Source organism: Frigoribacterium sp. CFBP 8759, from assembly GCF_014841655.1.
Classification (GTDB): domain Bacteria; phylum Actinomycetota; class Actinomycetes; order Actinomycetales; family Microbacteriaceae; genus Frigoribacterium.
Map to the genome: position 1 here is coordinate 577,331 of NZ_JACYUH010000003.1, position 14,493 is coordinate 591,823.

Annotated in this window: 13 protein-coding genes; 10 read left to right on the forward strand and 3 right to left on the reverse strand. The window is 72.0% G+C overall.

Annotated elements, in window-relative coordinates:
- Nucleotides 1–43: 43 nt before the first annotated feature.
- From IFT79_RS12880 to IFT79_RS12890, 3 genes are read left to right on the forward strand one after another with little or no spacing between them, the layout of a single operon-like run.
- On the forward strand, nt 44–952 hold the full coding sequence (locus IFT79_RS12880) for a 1,4-dihydroxy-2-naphthoyl-CoA synthase (RefSeq protein WP_056046577.1): 909 nt from the start codon (nt 44–46) through the stop codon (nt 950–952).
- Nucleotides 952–2,112 carry an AMP-binding protein gene (locus IFT79_RS12885; RefSeq protein ID WP_192124564.1) on the forward strand — a complete coding sequence of 387 codons (1,161 nt, stop codon included), beginning with the start codon at nt 952–954 and terminating at the stop codon, nt 2,110–2,112. The genes IFT79_RS12880 and IFT79_RS12885 overlap by 1 nt, the downstream gene beginning before the upstream one ends.
- Nucleotides 2,113–2,140: 28 nt before the next feature.
- Nucleotides 2,141–3,097: a 1,4-dihydroxy-2-naphthoate polyprenyltransferase gene (locus tag IFT79_RS12890; protein ID WP_192124566.1), complete on the forward strand. Its 957-nt coding sequence runs from the start codon at nt 2,141–2,143 to the stop codon at nt 3,095–3,097.
- A 44-nt stretch (nt 3,098–3,141) separates the two neighbouring features.
- Here IFT79_RS12890 and IFT79_RS12895 read toward each other — a convergent pair whose 3' ends face one another.
- Nucleotides 3,142–3,429, reverse strand: a complete 288-nt coding sequence (locus IFT79_RS12895; RefSeq protein WP_056047790.1) for a DUF4229 domain-containing protein — start codon at nt 3,427–3,429, stop codon at nt 3,142–3,144.
- 177 nt (nt 3,430–3,606) lie between these two features.
- On the opposite strand from IFT79_RS12895, the gene IFT79_RS12900 reads away from it, so the two are divergent.
- The 4 genes from IFT79_RS12900 (at nt 3,607) to IFT79_RS12915 (ending at nt 8,442) form a co-directional block, all read left to right on the forward strand.
- Nucleotides 3,607–3,966: a PLD nuclease N-terminal domain-containing protein gene (locus tag IFT79_RS12900; RefSeq protein WP_056046571.1), complete on the forward strand. Its 360-nt coding sequence runs from the start codon at nt 3,607–3,609 to the stop codon at nt 3,964–3,966.
- Complete coding sequence (gene menD, locus IFT79_RS12905) at nt 3,967–5,715, forward strand: 2-succinyl-5-enolpyruvyl-6-hydroxy-3-cyclohexene-1-carboxylic-acid synthase (protein ID WP_192124568.1); 1,749 nt, start codon at nt 3,967–3,969, stop codon at nt 5,713–5,715.
- A gap of 53 nt (nt 5,716–5,768) precedes the next feature.
- Entirely contained in the window at nt 5,769–6,620 is an 852-nt protein-coding gene (locus IFT79_RS12910) for a PPK2 family polyphosphate kinase (RefSeq protein ID WP_056046567.1), read from the forward strand.
- A gap of 124 nt (nt 6,621–6,744) precedes the next feature.
- On the forward strand, nt 6,745–8,442 hold the full coding sequence (locus tag IFT79_RS12915; protein ID WP_192124570.1) for a cell wall-binding repeat-containing protein: 1,698 nt from the start codon (nt 6,745–6,747) through the stop codon (nt 8,440–8,442).
- 7 nt (nt 8,443–8,449) lie between these two features.
- Here the strand turns inward: IFT79_RS12915 and IFT79_RS12920 are convergent, their stop codons facing one another.
- Complete coding sequence (locus IFT79_RS12920) at nt 8,450–9,859, reverse strand: MFS transporter (RefSeq protein ID WP_192124572.1); 1,410 nt, start codon at nt 9,857–9,859, stop codon at nt 8,450–8,452.
- Entirely contained in the window at nt 9,856–11,088 is a 1,233-nt protein-coding gene (locus IFT79_RS12925) for an isochorismate synthase (RefSeq protein WP_123570527.1), read from the reverse strand. The genes IFT79_RS12920 and IFT79_RS12925 overlap by 4 nt, the downstream gene beginning before the upstream one ends.
- 52 nt (nt 11,089–11,140) lie before the next feature.
- Between IFT79_RS12925 and ubiE the strand changes: the two genes are divergently transcribed.
- The 3 genes from ubiE (at nt 11,141) to IFT79_RS12940 (ending at nt 14,491) form a co-directional block, all read left to right on the forward strand.
- Nucleotides 11,141–11,881, forward strand: coding sequence for a bifunctional demethylmenaquinone methyltransferase/2-methoxy-6-polyprenyl-1,4-benzoquinol methylase UbiE (gene ubiE / locus IFT79_RS12930; protein WP_233568365.1), 741 nt, complete (start codon nt 11,141–11,143; stop codon nt 11,879–11,881).
- Entirely contained in the window at nt 11,878–13,017 is a 1,140-nt protein-coding gene (locus IFT79_RS12935; protein WP_056046562.1) for a polyprenyl synthetase family protein, read from the forward strand. Before ubiE ends, IFT79_RS12935 begins: the two co-directional genes overlap by 4 nt.
- A gap of 91 nt (nt 13,018–13,108) precedes the next feature.
- Complete coding sequence (locus tag IFT79_RS12940) at nt 13,109–14,491, forward strand: FAD-dependent oxidoreductase (RefSeq protein ID WP_123570526.1); 1,383 nt, start codon at nt 13,109–13,111, stop codon at nt 14,489–14,491.
- Nucleotides 14,492–14,493 lie beyond the last annotated feature (2 nt).

Here is a 14,493-nt window from a genome sequence, read left to right on the forward strand (position 1 = left end):
CCCGCCAGGCGGCGAGGTCAGACCCCGTCGCTAGGCTGGCGACATGGCTTCCGAGGTGTCCGACCTGTTCGATCCGACCGAGTGGCGGGGGGTCGAGGGGTTCGACGCCCTGACCGACGTCACCTACCACCACAGCCTCGACGGGCGGGTGGCCCGCGTGGCCTTCGACCGCCCCGAGGTGCGCAATGCGTTCCGGCCGCACACGGTCGACGAGCTCTACCGGGTGCTCGACGACGCCCGCATGAACAGCCGCATCGGGGTCGTCCTGCTGACCGGCAACGGTCCCAGCGCGAAGGACGGGGGCTGGGCGTTCTGCAGCGGTGGCGACCAGCGCATCCGCGGTCGTGACGGCTACAAAGCAGAGGGCGACCAGGCGAACGTGCCCGACCCGGCGTCGGCGGGGCGGCTGCACATCCTCGAGGTGCAGCGGCTCATCCGGTTCATGCCCAAGGTCGTCATCGCCGTGGTGCCCGGTTGGGCGGCCGGTGGCGGCCACTCGTTGCACGTCGTCTGCGACCTGACGATCGCCAGTCGCGAACACGGTCGGTTCAAGCAGACGGACGCCGACGTGGGGTCGTTCGACGCGGGCTACGGCAGCGCCTACTTCGCCAAGCAGATCGGGCAGAAGTTCGCTCGCGAGGTGTTCTTCCTGGCAGAGGAGTACAGCGCCGACCGTGCCCACGAGATGGGTGCCGTCAACCGGGTCGTGCCACACGTCGACCTCGAACGCGAGGCGCTCGCCATGGCGCGCACCATCCTGACGAAGTCGCCGACCGCCATCCGCATGCTCAAGTTCGCCTTCAACGCGACCGACGACGGCATCGTCGGTCAGCAGGTCTTCGCGGGCGAGGCGACCCGCCTCGCCTACGGCACCGACGAGGCCGTCGAAGGACGCGACTCGTTCCTCGAGAAGCGTGCTCCCGACTGGTCGCCCTTCCCCTGGCAGTACTGATGACGCGCACCCTGCGGGCGGTCGACGCACGTGAGCCCGGTGCGGTGCTCGACGCCCTCCGGGTCGCGCTCGAGGGGGGTCCCGCGGTGGCGCCCCGGACGGACGACCGTGTGCCCGCCGACCTCCCGGGACTCGTGCCGCAGGCGGTGTCGCTGGTCGTCGAGACCAGCGGCTCGAGCGGACGCCCGAAGCGCGTGGCCCTGTCCTCCGACGCGGTGCTCGCCGGTGCCGCCGCGGCCGACGGTGCCCTGGCCGGGCCCGGGCAGTGGGTGCTCGCCCTGCCGGCGCACTACGTCGCCGGGCTGAACGTGCTCGTCCGCTCGATCGCCTCGGGCACCGAGCCGGCCCTGCTGACGCCCGGCCACTTCGACGTCGCCGACTTCGTCGCCGCCGCCGGCCGGCTCGAGCATCCCGTGCGGTACTCGTCGCTCGTCCCCGCACAGCTCTCGACGGCGCTCGACGCCGCCGACGAGGACGCCGGCGTGGCCGACGTGCTGCGCCGCTTCGACGCCCTCCTGGTGGGCGGGCAGGCGACTCCCGGCCCCCTCGTCGAACGGGCCCGTCGGCTCGGGGTGACCGTCGTGCGCACCTACGGGTCGAGCGAGACCAGTGGCGGGTGCGTGTACGACGGCGTGCCCGTGGGCCGCACCCGCGTCGAGGTCGTCGACGGCCAGGTCGAGCTGAGCGGGCCGTCGCTGGCCGAGGGGTACCTCGACGACCCCGAGCGCACGGCTGCGGCCTTCGTCACGCGCGACGGCCTGCGCTGGTACCGCACGGGCGACGCCGGAACGGTGTCGCCCGGCGGGGTGCTGACCGTGAGCGGCCGGCTCGACGACGTGATCGTCTCGGGTGGCGAGAAGGTGTCGCTCGGCGTCGTCGAGCGGGTCGTGCGCGAGCAGCCGGGGCTCGCCGACGCCGTGGTCGTCCGCGCGGCACACGCCCGGTGGGGCGAGGTACCCGTCGTGGTCACCGACACCGCGCCTCCTGCGCCGTCGGCCGCCGACGACCTGGCGGCCCTGCGATCCGCGGTGGCCGCCGCCGCCGGTCGAGCCGCGGCACCCGATCGCATCGTCAGGGTCGACGCGGTGCCCGTGCTCGCGAGCGGCAAGCCGGACCGGGTGGCGCTGACCCGCCTGGTCGCCGGCCTCGAGGCAAGCTGATAGCCGGCTGCGAACTAGACTCGACCACGTGGCGAAGACGAAGACCTCGACCCCCAAGCGCAGCGGCCGCCCCGGTGGCCGACCGGGCGGGCGGCCCGGCAAGCAGCCGGTCCGTCGCGTGACGGCCGGCGACTGGATCGGCGGTGCCCGCCTGCGCACCCTGCCGCTGGGCATCGCCCCGGTCGCCCTCGGCACCGGCGTCGCCCGGGCGAACGGTGGCTGGGACCTCACCCTGGCGCTTCTCTGCCTCGCCGTCGCGGTGTTCCTGCAGATCGGCGTCAACTACTCGAACGACTACTCGGACGGCATCCGCGGCACCGACGACTTCCGGGTCGGGCCATCGCGACTGACCGGCTCGGGCAGCGTCCGTCCGAAGACCGTGCTGAAGGTGGCGCTGGCGTTCTTCGCCCTCGCGGCCGTCGCCGGTGTCGTCGTCGTCGTCATCACCCAGATCTGGTGGCTGCTCGCCGTCGGCGCCGCCGCGGTCGTGGCCGCCTGGTTCTACACCGGCGGCAAACGGCCCTACGGCTACAACGCCCTGGGCGAGCTCTTCGTCTTCGTGTTCTTCGGGCTCGTCGCGACCGTGGGCACGACTTTCGTACAGCTGCGCGAGTTCCCGTTCGACGCCTGGGTGGCGGGGGTCGCCGCCGGGCTGTTCGCCTGCGCGGTCCTGATGATCAACAACGTGCGCGACATCCCGCAAGACACCGCCGCCGGCAAGCGCACCCTCGCGGTCGTCGTCGGCGACCCGGTGGCGCGCGCCCTCTACGCGCTGTTCCTGCTGCTGCCGTTCTTCATCCTCGTGTACTTCGCGTTCCTGTACCTGCACGCGCCCTACGTCTACTTCACGCTCATCGTCGCGGTGCCCGCCGCGGTGATCGGCGTCACGGGCAAGACGCCCCGTGAGCTGATCCTCGCCCTGCAGCTGTCGTCGTTGACGGCCCTGGTCTGGGCTCTCGCCTTGTCGGCCGCGCTCTTCTTCTAGGGTCCGGCCCGGGCTCGCGGCCCGGGCTCGCGGCCCGGGGGCGGTCAGGCCTGGCCGTCGATGCGGCGTGCGCGCTCGCCGTCGTCCTCGGCGATGGCCTCGTCCTCGGCGACGGAGTCGTCGTCGAGCTTGGCCGGGCGCGACCGGCGGTCGGCGAGGTCGAGCGCGACCTTCCGGCGCAGCGGCGCGAAGAACAGGTACGAGACGCAGAAGCCGACGACCGCCGCGATCAGCGTGGCCCAGAAGGGGTCGAACCTCAGCACCAGCAGCAGGCCCAGCACGACCGCGAACAGGCCGAGGCGGACGATCGAGTACTTGAGCCAGGGTTTCACGACGAGGAGTCTACGGTCCGTGAGGTGTGCGCCCGCCCCGCGGCGGACGGGCCGTGCGGCCGCGATCCGACGGGCCGAGGAGGCGCGGTGCGGCACCGCCTCGCGCCGTACGTCACAGCTCCGCAACGGCCGACCGACCATCAGGCGTTGCACCGGATCGAGAACTAGGCTCGGTCCATGGTCAGGCTCTTCATCGTGGGCATCGTCGCCGCGGCGGCATTCGTCATCTTCGCGCTCATCGACTGCCTGTTCGCCGACGCCTCACGGTTCCGGGCCCTCAACAAGCCCCTCTGGGCCGTCATCATCGTCCTCCTCCCCGTCATCGGCGCGGTGCTGTGGTTCGTGCTCGGGCGGGCGCGCAAGAGCGGCCGCCCCGCCGCGACGCGCACCATCGCACCCGACGACGACCCCGAGTTCTCGGGGACGTCCTGGCGCACGACGAGCGACCTCGACCGCGAGACGACCGACGAGCGCATCCGTCGCCTCGAGCAAGAGCTGCTCGACCTCGACAACGACGACAAGACCGGCAAGCAGTAAGTGACCAGTCCGTCGACCGAGTACGCCCTGTCGCTGCTCGCGTCCCTCGCCGACGCGGGTGTCCGCGACGTGGTGCTCAGCCCTGGGTCCCGAAGCCAGGCCCTGGCCCTCGCGGCCGCCGAGTTCGAGATCGCCGGTCGGTTGTCGGTCCACGTGCGCATCGACGAGCGTTCGGGCGGATTCCTGGCGTTGGGTCTCGCCGCCGAGACGGGCGTCCCGAGCGTCGTGATCACCACGTCGGGCACCGCCGTGGCGAACCTCCACCCCGCCGTGCTCGAGGCGCACCACTCGGGTGTGCCCATGATCGTCGTGAGCGCCGACCGTCCCTCCGAGATGCGCGGGATCGGCTCGAACCAGACGACGGTGCAACCGGGTCTCTTCGCGAGCGCCGTCGGGTGGGTGCGCGACGTCGAGGCTCCCCGCTCCGGTCCGGTCGACCACGAGGCCGTCCGCACGCTCGCGCGCGAGGCCGTCGCCGAGGCCCTCGGCGGCGACTCCCACGGTGCCCTCGGGCGTTCGCGCGGCCCGGTCCAGCTCAACGTCGCGTTCCGCGAGCCCCTGTCGTCGGGCGAGCAGTCGCTGCCCGCCGCCCACCCCGCGCCGGTCGAGGTCGCGCCGCTCGTGGCACCATCCGCGCTCGAGGTCGACGTCGACCCCGCGACCCTCGTCGTCGCCGGGCACGCCGCCGGCCCCGAGGCCGAGGCCGCTGCCCGGGCACTGGGTGCCCCGCTCGTGGCCGAGGTCTCGAGCGGGGCCCGTTTCGGGCCGCACCTCGTCTCGTCGTACCGTGCCCTGCTCGACGACGCCGACTTCGGCGGCCGCGTCCGTCGGGTGGTGGTCTTCGGGCACCCGACCCTCAGCCGTCAGATCCCCTCGCTGCTCACCCGTGGCGGGGTCGAGGTCGTGGTCGTCCGTGCGGCGGGGGCCGAAGCCTACGACCCGGGTCGCTCCGCGCGCGTGGTCGAGGCCGTCGAGGTGGACCGCGCCTCCTCGGGGGTCGGTTCGACCGACGACGCCGCTCATCGCACGTGGGTCGGGCTCTGGGTCCACACGGGTCGTCGCCTGCTCGAGGCCGAGGCCGAGTCCGAGGACGCGGCCGACGGTCCCGGGGCCGACGGGACGGCCGAGGGCTCGGCCGGTCGCACCGAGGCGGCCGAACAGGCCGAGTTCCTGCGTCGCGAGGTGCAGCTGCTGCGGCGGCCGGTGACGCGCCGCGCCCTCGCCGAGGCCCTGTGGCGCGTCAGCTGGCCACACGACCGCCTCGTGTTGGGTGCGTCGAGGCTCATCCGCGAACTCGACCAGATCGTGCCGGGCAAGAAGATCCCCGTGCACGCCAACCGTGGGCTGGCCGGCATCGACGGCACGATCGCCACGGCCACCGGCATCGCCCTCGCCAGCCAGCGTGACGACCCCGCAGCCGGCACCACCCGGGTGCTCGTCGGCGACCTGACCTTGCTGCACGACGTCGGTTCGATGCTCCTCGGCCTCGGCGAGACCAGGCCCCGGTTGCAGGTGGTCGTCGGCAACGACGGCGGCGGCACCATCTTCGACGGGCTCGAGGTCGCGGCCACCGCGTCGCCCGAGGCGATGACCCGTGTGCAGTTCACCCCTCACGAGGTCGACCTCTCGGCACTCGCCGTGGCCTACGGCTGGCAGTACGTCGAGGCGGCCACGCGGGCGGAGCTCGACCAGGCCCTCGTCGCCCGGTACGACGGGCCGGTTCTGATCGAGGTGCCCCTCTCCCGCTGAGCGTCCGCGCCACGCCAGGGCGGATCGGGTCGCTCGGTCGTAGGGTCGAGGGCATGGCCAAGACGTGGACGACCCCGCCCTCCCAGTCCCTCCGAGCCGGTGAGGGCTTCGTGCTCGCCGACGTCGACACCTCGTCCACCCCGGGCTTCGCGGGTGACAAGGCGTATGCACAGCAGGCGCTCGAGTCGGGTCGCGAGACCCTGAGCGAGCTCCAGGAGAAGATGTTCGCGCAGAGCCGGAGCGGGGGCAGCACCGGCAACGTGCTGTTGGTCCTGCAGGCGATGGACACCGCCGGCAAGGGCGGCATCGTCCGGCACGTCGTGGGCGCCGTCGACCCCCAGGGCGTCGCGCACCATGCCTTCAAGTCGCCGACGCCCGACGAGCTCGCGCACGACTTCCTGTGGCGGGTGCGGCGCGAGCTGCCCGGCCCCGGCATGATCGGGGTCTTCGACCGCTCGCACTACGAGGACGTGCTGATCGGCAAGGTGCGCCGCCTCGCGCCGCCCGAGGACATCGAACAGCGGTACGCCGACATCGTCGAGTTCGAGGACGAGCTCGTCGCGAACGGCACCACGCTGGTCAAGGTGATGCTGCACATCTCGTCCGACGAGCAGAAGGAACGCCTCGCGGACCGACTCGACCGCCCCGACAAGCACTGGAAGTACAACCCCGGCGACCTCGAGGAGCGTCTCGTCTGGAACGACTACCAAGACGCCTACGAGACGGCGATCCGTCGCACGTCGACCGGGACCGCCCCGTGGTTCGTTGTGCCGGCCGATCGCAAGTGGTACGCCCGGGTCGCCGTCCAGAAGCTGCTGATCGACGCCCTCGCGTCGCGCGGGCTCGACTGGCCCGTCGCGCAGTTCGACGTCGAGCTCGAGAAGACGAAGCTCGCGACGTCGTAGCGGGGGACAGTCCGCTCGGGTCGGACGCGTCCGTTCAGGTGCCTCCGGCGATCGCCGGTCGTCGAACGGTACGGTTCGGGGTACGCGTGTTGCTCACGGGTCCCCCGGTCCCTGACAATGCCTCATGCTCGTCATCTCGCCCCTCCGTGGCGGTCCTACCGCGGTGGTCTTCTCCCTCGCTCTCGTCGTCGCCGTCGTCGCGTCCTGGCTCGTCGTCGCCCCGGCCGGCGCCGCCCCGCTCGGCACGACGCCGATCGGGAGCATCACCGGTCGGGTCACGGCCCAGACGGCCGATGGTTCGATGGTGCCGTCGTCCGCCGGTCGGTTGACGGCCGTCTCACCCGGGACCACCCCGGACGAGGTCCCGGTCCCCTCGCTCGAGCGTCGGCCCGACGGGACCTTCACGTTCACCGGAGTCACGCCGGGCCGGTGGTACGTCACGCTCGAAGCGCCGTATCCCGGTCCGTACCGTTATGGGTCCCCTCGATTCTGGGTGGACGTTCCCGCCGACGGGTCGGCGGCCTCGGTCGGCGATCTCCCGCTCATCCTGTCCCAGCTCCTGTCGGGCCAGGTGTCGGCGGTCGTCGACGGGAGGACGGTGCCGCTGCCGTACGCCCGCGTGACGATCTGGTGGAAGAACCCCACCACCGGTGGTTACAAGGACGAGGGCTCCGAGTCCACGGCGAGCGAGGACGGTCGCTGGGAGTTCCCCCTCCTGCGCCCGGGCACCTATCGCCTGAGCTTCGGAGACGGGTCCTCGCAGTCATCGAGGGTCCACGACGACCTGTACTGGCCGGCGGGTCGGCGGTTCGCCGATGCCGAGGACATCGTCATCGGTCCCGGACAAAAGATCACCGGTCTCGACGTCGTCCTCACCGAACGGACCTTCACGACGACACGAGTGGCCGGGGACGACCGGTTCGGCACCGGAGCAGCGGTCCTGTCGTCGCCCTGGGGCTTTCCTTCCACGAACGGTGCCACGCCTCGGGTCCCCGTCCTCTACGTCGCGAACGGGCTGAACTTCCCGGACGCGCTCAGCGCGGGCCCTGCGGCAGCCCACGAGGGCGGGGCCCTCGCGATGACCGACCGGGATGCCCTCCCCGCAGCCACCGTGGCGGTCATCGAGCGCCTCGCCCCCGAGCGCATCGTGGTCGTGGGTGGGCCGGCCGCGGTCTCCGCCCAGGTCTACGAGCAGCTGGCCTCGTGGCAACCGGCGATCACGAGGCTCGGTGGAGCGGACCGCTACGAGACCTCGCGCCTGGTGGCGCGTCACTCGTTCCTCGGCTCGTCGACCGGCGAGAGGATCTACCTCGCCACGGGTGAGGCGTTCCCGGATGCCCTGGCCGCAGGTCCTGCCGCTCATCGGGACGACGCCCCGGTCGTCCTCGTCCGAGGTGCTCAGTCGGCCGCCGACGCTCCGACGAGGGCCCTGATGGTCGAGCTGGGCAAGGCCCGGGCCATCCTCGTCGGCGGGACGGCGAGCATCTCCCGGGCGTACGAAGCCAGTCTCGTCGAGCAGGAGCCCTTTCTCGTCACCGAGCGTCGCGCCGGAGTCGATCGCTACGAGACGGCCGCCGCACTCGTCGGTGGTGACTCCGAGACGATCTTCGTGGCGAGCGGACGGGGATTCGCCGATGCGCTGGTCGCGGGTGCGGTCGCCGCCCGCGAAGGTGCCTCGCTCGTCCTGAGCGAGCGAGACTGTGTCCCGCCGGCGACGGAGCGAGCCGTGCTCGACGCCCGCGTCTTCGAGGTCGTCCTCGTCGGGGGACCGGCGGTGCTGGGGGCCGCCAACGAGGTCCCGCTGGCCGTCTGCGGTCGCTGACCGGACGTCAGGAGGCGCGGCTCCGCAACGCGTCGCCGGTCCCCTTGGGCAGCCGCAGCCCCTCGATCAGGCTGAGCAGGGCCAGCACGGCCAGCACGATCAACGCGGCCTGGTACCCGGACGCCGCGGGTGCCGGGCCGTCGGTCGAGATCGCGAGGTCGGCCACGCGGACGGCCAGTGCCGTCGCGGCGACGCCGAGCCCCACGGCGAGTTGGCTCGTGATGGACGCGATGGCGTTGGCGGGTCCGATCATCTCGGCCGGGACGTCGGCGAACTGCAGCGTGTTGTAGGCCGTGAAGCCGACGGACCGGAAGACGCCGCTGAGCAGCAGCACCCCCGCAACGACGACCGGCGAGGTGTCGGGGCCGACCAGCGCGGCCGCGACGAAGGTCGCCGCGAGGGCCACCGTCGCGACGACGATGATCGGCACCACGCGGAAGCGCTTCAGCAGCGGCGTCGTGAACGGTTTGACGGCCAGGTTGCCGACGAACACCCACATGAGCATGAGTCCCGCCTCGACCGGCGACCAGCCGAAACCGTCCTGCAGCAGCAGCGGGACGACGAAGGGGATGCCGTTCACGACGGCCCGGTAGAGCGATCCGCTGAGGTTCGTCACGCGGAACGACCCGATGCGGAAGGCCGTGAGGTCGAGCAACGGGTGCGCCGCCCGACGGAACCACCGCACGGCCACGAGGCCGAGCACCACCGCCAGGACGGCCAGCAGCACGCCCGGCACGAGCGTCGTGGGCTCGCCGAGCAGCTCGAACGCCAGCACCAGTGCCACGATCGATCCCGCCACGAGCACCAGACCGACCAGGTCGAGAGGCTGGCGGTCACCGACCTCGGGGGAGGGGACGACCCTCCAGGCGACCGCGAGCAGCGCGAGGCCGACCGGGACGTTGACCAGGAACACCCACTGCCAGCCGAGGTGCTCGGTGAGCAGTCCTCCGAGCAGCGGCGCGACGACCGGAGCCACGAGCGCGGGCCAGGTGAGGTAGGCGATCGCCCGGATCAGCTCGGACTTCTCGGTGCTGCGGAGGACGATCAGTCGGCCGATCGGCACCATCATGCTGCCCGCGAAGCCCTGCACGACCCGGGAGGTCGTGAGGGCGACCAGGTCGGTGCTCGCGGCACAGGCGACCGAGGCGAGGACGAAGAGCACGACGGCCGCGAGGAACACGCGGCGGGCGCCCCAGCGTTCGGCGAGCCAGGCGCCCAGCGGGATGAACGCCGCCACGGCGACGAGGTAGCCGGTCACGGCGAGTCCGAGCTGCGCGGGCTGGACGCCGAAGTCGGTCGCGATCGTGGCGGTCGCCGTCGACAGGATGGTGGCGTCGAGGTTTTCCATGAAGAACGCGGCCGCCACGACGAGGGCGACCGGACGCGACCACGTCGTCGCGGGGGCGGGCGCGGTCATCGGCTGAAGGCGTCGACCACGGGGCGGAACTTCATGGCCGTCTCGGCCACCTCCCTCTCGGGCACGGACTCGGCGACGACGCCGGCCCCCGCGAACGCCCGCACCGAGCCGTCCCGGTCGACCTGGGCACACCGGAGGGCGATGGCCCACTCGCCGTCGCCGTCGGCACCGACCCAGCCGACGGGCCCCGCGTAGCGACCACGGTCGAACGGTTCGAGTTCTCGGATCAGGGCCAGCGCCTCCTGCGTCGGGGTGCCGGCGACGGCCGCCGTCGGGTGCAGCGAGGCGATGAGGTCGAGCGAGCTCGACCCGTCGGTCAGGCGGCCCCGCACGTCGCTGGCCAGGTGCCAGAGGTTGGGGAGGCGCAGGGTGAAGGGCTGTTCGCCCGTCACGACGTCCCGGGCGTGCGGTCCGAGCGACAGCAACAGGCTGCGCAGGGCGAAGGCGTGTTCGTCGAGGTCCTTCGGAGACGTCGCCAGGGCGAGGGCGGCCTGCTCGTCGGTGGCCGCGTCGACGCCACGGGCCGCGCTTCCGGCGAGGACCCGGGCCGACACCTCGCCCCGTTCGGACTTGACGAGCGTCTCGGGGCTGGCCCCGATCAGTCCGTCGACGGCGAAGGCGTAGCAGTCGGGGTACGCGGTGAGCAGGGTGGCGGCGACGAGGCGCAGGTCGGCCTCGGGGGGCAACGTGCCCACGAGGTCGCGTGCGAGCACGACCTTGCTGACCCGACCGGCGCCGATGGCGTCGACGGCCCGGGCCACGGCCGTCGCGTAGCCGCCGGCGTCGAGGGCGCCGTCGGCCAGCGAGAGGCGGACGGAGGCGCCGACCGGCTTCCCCGCGGGCAGCTCGGCGTCGTCCACCCTCGTGATCCAGGCGACCCCGTCGCGCCGTCCGATGACGATGCTCGGGACGATCAGCACGCTCGTCTCGGCGGACTCGTCGTCGAACGCGAACGAGCCGAACGCGACCAACCCGGTACCGGGCACGCCGACCTCGTCGTGCACCGTGGCGGCGGCCGCCACGGCACGCCAGGCGTCGGCGGCCTCGGTCATGCGGTCGGGCCCGGAGAACTCGAGACGGAGGGCCTCGCCGACGCCCGCCATGCCCGCCCCGCCGCGGACGAAGACCAGCGGACGCGCCCGGTCGACGACGTCGAGCAACGGGCTGACGTGGTCGATTCGCGTGGTGCGGACGGCGAGTGACGGAGCGCGGGACGCGGGGGACTTCACTCGTCGACCCTACTCGGGACACCCCCAGTGCTTGACGGTAGGATCCACCATCGTGACCAAGGCCGACATGAACAAGCAACCCGACGAGGTCGCCTCGATGTTCGACGGCGTCGCGCGCCATTACGACCGTACGAACGACGTGCTCTCGGCGGGCAACGCCGTCCTGTGGCGCATCGCCACCGTGAAGGCGATCGGTGCCGGTCCGGCCGACAAGGTCCTCGACATCGCAGCCGGCACGGGCACCAGCTCGGCGGCCATCGCGCAGCGGGGTGCCGAGGTCGTCGCCCTCGACTTCTCGAAGGGCATGGTCGAGGTCGGCCGCGAACGCCACCCCGAGCTCGAGTTCGTCGAGGGCAACGCCGAGTCGCTGCCCTTCGACGACGACACGTTCGACGCCGTCACCATCTCGTTCGGGCTGCGCAACGTGAACCGGCCCAAGGTCGCGCTGGCCGAGATGAACCGCGTGCTCAAGCCCGGTGGCCGCCTCGTCGTCTGCGAGTTCTCCACTCCGCCGTTCGGTCTCCTGCGCGCCGCCTACCGGGCCTACCTCAAGTACGGCATGCCCCTCGTCGCCAAGGTCACCAGCAGCAACGGCCCGGCCTACTCGTACCTGGCCGAGTCCATCGAGCAGTGGCCGGAGCAGCAGGTCCTCAGCCAGTGGATCCGCGGCGCCGGGTTCACCCGCGTCGCCCACCGCGACCTCAGCTTCGGCATCGTCGCCCTGCACCGGGGTCGCAAGCCGGCGTCGGGCGCCGCGCGCTCCTCCTCGCGGTCGAAGCGGGCCACGTCGTGAACGCCGGCGCCCCTCCTGCGCAGCGCAACTCGCTGGGTCGTTCGCTCGGCCTCGGCGAGAAGCTGTTCGCCACGCCGACCGAGCGTCGTTTCGTGGCCGCGGTCGACGACGGGCTCGAGCTCGTCGAAGAGGGGTTGCTGCGCGAGATCGCCTTCGCCGACGACATCGCCGACGCCACGACGCGCTACCTCCTCGCGGCCGGCGGCAAGCGCGTCCGGCCGACGCTGACGCTGCTCATCGCCCAGCTGGGCGACGGCGCGACCCCCGGGATCGTCGCCTCGGCGCAGGCCACCGAGATCACCCACCTCGCCTCGCTCTACCACGACGACGTCATGGACGAGGCGCAGATGCGTCGCGGCGTCCCCAGTGCCCAGACGGTGTGGGGCAACAACGTCGCGATCCTCGCCGGCGACCTGCTGTTCGCCCGGGCAAGCACCATCGTGTCGGGGCTCGGCCAAGAGGCCATCCTGCTCCAGGCCGAGACCTTCGAACGGCTCTGCCTCGGTCAGCTCCACGAGACGGTCGGCCCACGAGAAGGCGACGACCCGATCGCCCACTACATCGACGTGCTCGCCGACAAGACGGGGTCGCTCATCTCGACCGCCGCCCGCGCCGGCGTCATGTTCAGCGGGGCACCGCGTGAGTACCTCGCCCCCGTCGCCGAGTTCGGTGAGAAGATCGGCATCGCCTTCCAGCTGATCGACGACGTCATCGACCTGTCCGACCAGCCCGCCGAGACCGGCAAGAAGGCCGGCACCGACCTGCGGGCCGGCGTCGTCACGCTCCCGGTGCTGTACCTGCGGCAGCTGGCGCAGGCCGACCTCGAGGCGTCGTCGCTGTTGTCCGAGATCGACCGCATCGTCGACGCCACGCGTGCCGCGGCCCACGGGTCGAGCGGTGAACCGAACCTCGAGGGCGGCACGTCGGCGTCGCTCGCCGACGCGACGGCCCACCTCGACGACGAGTTCGCCGACCTGGTCCGACGCGTCCGTCAGCACGAGGTCACCGAACGCACCCGGGTCGAGGCTCACCGGTGGGCCCGCGAGGCCCTCGACGCCCTGTCCCCGCTGCCCGACGGGCCCGTGAAGAAGGCGCTCACCCGCTTCGCCGACCGCGTGGTCGAGCGGTCCGCCTGACCGGCGCCGCGCCTCCTCGTCCGTCTCGTCCTCGAGCACCATCGTCCAACCGGCCGGCCCCGCCGAGCCACCCCAGATCTAGGGAGAACCCGTGACCACCTTGCGACTGGCCATCGTCGGCGCCGGACCGGCCGGCATCTACGCCGCCGACATCCTCGCGAAGGCCGAGAAGGCCTTCGACGTCTCGATCGACCTCTTCGAGCAGCTGCCGGCCCCCTACGGTCTCGTGCGCTACGGCGTCGCCCCCGACCACCCCCGCATCAAGGGCATCGTCAACGCGCTGCGCGACGTGCTCGACAGCGGCGACATCAGGGTCTTCGGCAACGTCCGCTACGGCGTCGACATCGGGCTCGACGACCTGCGCAAGCACTACAACGCCGTCATCTTCTCGACCGGTGCCATCAAGGACGCCGACCTCGACATCCCCGGCATCGACCTCGAGGGCAGCTACGGCGCGGCCGACTTCGTCAGCTGGTTCGACGGTCACCCCGACTTCCCCCGCACCTGGCCGCTCGACGCGACGTCGGTCGCCGTCGTCGGCGTCGGCAACGTCGCCCTCGACGTGTCCCGCATCCTGGCCAAGCACGCCGACGACCTGCTGCCCACCGAGATCCCCGACAACGTCTACGCGGGCCTCAAGCAGTCCTCGATCACCGACGTGCACGTCTTCGGACGCCGGGGCCCGGCGCAGGTCAAGTTCACGCCGCTCGAGCTGCGCGAGCTGGGCGAGGTGCGTGACGTCGACATGATCGTCTACGACGAGGACTTCGATCACGACGAGGCGTCCAAGACGGCCATCGCCACCAACAAGCAGGTGTTCGTCATCGACAAGGTGCTGAACCAGTGGCGCCAGCGCGAGGTCGGGACGGCGTCGCGTCGCCTGCACCTGCACTTCTACGCCAAGCCCGTCGAGGTCGTCGGCGACGCCGACGGTCGCGTCGCGGCCTTCCGGTACGAGCGCACCCGGCCCGACGGGCAGGGCGGCGTCGAGGGCACGGGCGAGCTCCGCGACGTGCCGATCCAGGCCATCTACCGCGCGGTCGGCTACTTCGGCTCTCCGCTCGACGGCATCCCGTTCGACGAGCGTCGTGGCGTGATCCCGAACCACGAGGGCCAGGTGATGGACGACGACAACCAGATCGTCCCCGGCGTCTACGCCACCGGCTGGATCAAGCGCGGCCCCGTCGGCCTCATCGGGCACACCAAGAGCGACGCGATGGAGACCGTCAAGCACCTCATCAACGACCAGGCCAGCTGGTGGCAGCCGGTCGACCCGTCCGACGAGGCCATCCCGGCCCTGCTCGAGCAGCGCGGCGTCGAGTACACCGACCTCGAGGGCTGGCACCGTCTCGACGGGCACGAGATCGCCCTCGGCGGGGCCCACGAGCACGAGCGTGCCCGGGTCAAGGTCGTGGAGCGTGACGAGATGGTGCGCGTCTCGCGCGCCGTCGAGACGGAGTCGACGCCCGCCTGACG

Bases quoted from the DNA above. Each gene is read 5' to 3' on its own strand.
- IFT79_RS12880 (WP_056046577.1), top strand. From the start codon at position 44: ATGGCTTCCGAGGTGTCCGACCTGTTCGATCCGACCGAGTGGCGGGGG.
- IFT79_RS12920 (WP_192124572.1), bottom strand. From the start codon at position 9,859: ATGACCGCGCCCGCCCCCGCGACGACGTGGTCGCGTCCGGTCGCCCTC.
- IFT79_RS12885 (WP_192124564.1), top strand. From the start codon at position 952: ATGACGCGCACCCTGCGGGCGGTCGACGCACGTGAGCCCGGTGCGGTG.
- IFT79_RS12915 (WP_192124570.1), top strand. From the start codon at position 6,745: ATGCTCGTCATCTCGCCCCTCCGTGGCGGTCCTACCGCGGTGGTCTTC.
- IFT79_RS12900 (WP_056046571.1), top strand. From the start codon at position 3,607: ATGGTCAGGCTCTTCATCGTGGGCATCGTCGCCGCGGCGGCATTCGTC.
- IFT79_RS12910 (WP_056046567.1), top strand. From the start codon at position 5,769: ATGGCCAAGACGTGGACGACCCCGCCCTCCCAGTCCCTCCGAGCCGGT.